Below are 648 nucleotides of genomic sequence, written 5' to 3'. Positions count from 1 at the left end.
GAAAACCTACCTCAAGTGGCTTCTCCACTAGAGATGGCATCAGAAGAAGAAATTCGTGAACTGATCGGTGCTGGCCCTGGTTCTCTTGGCCCTGTAGGCCTTGAACTGCCATTCATCGTTGACCGCAGCGTAGCAGTCATGAGCGACTTTGGCGCTGGCGCAAACATCGACGGTAAACACTACTTCGGTATTAACTGGGGTCGTGACGTTGAACTGGGTCAAGTAGAAGATCTGCGTAACGTAGTAGAAGGCGATCCAAGCCCATGTGGTAAAGGTACGCTAATGCTGAAACGTGGTATCGAAGTTGGTCATATCTTCCAACTTGGTAACGTTTACTCAGAAGCAATGAACTGTAGCGTTCTTGGCCCTGACGGTAAAAATGTAATCCTAGAGATGGGTTGTTACGGCATCGGTGTATCGCGTGTTGTTGCTTCTGCGATTGAACAGAACCACGACAAATACGGCATCATTTGGCCAGACGCAATTGCACCTTTCCAAGTAGCAATCGTGCCAATGAACATGCACAAATCTGAGCGCGTAAAAGAAGCAGCAGAGAAGCTATACGCGGAACTAACTGCTATGGGAATCGAAGTTCTATTTGATGACCGTAAAGAACGCCCAGGTGTAATGTTCTCTGACATCGAGTTG

At 47.8% G+C, this 648-nt stretch carries 1 protein-coding gene; it reads left to right on the top strand.

The features are described from left to right. Window positions 1-648 (top strand): YbaK/EbsC family protein (locus R8N47_RS25895; RefSeq protein ID WP_318186193.1); only part of this gene is annotated, 648 nt, incomplete at both ends.

Source organism: Vibrio sp. 2132-1 (assembly GCF_033344315.1).
This window is presented reverse-complemented; position numbering and strand designations above follow the sequence as displayed.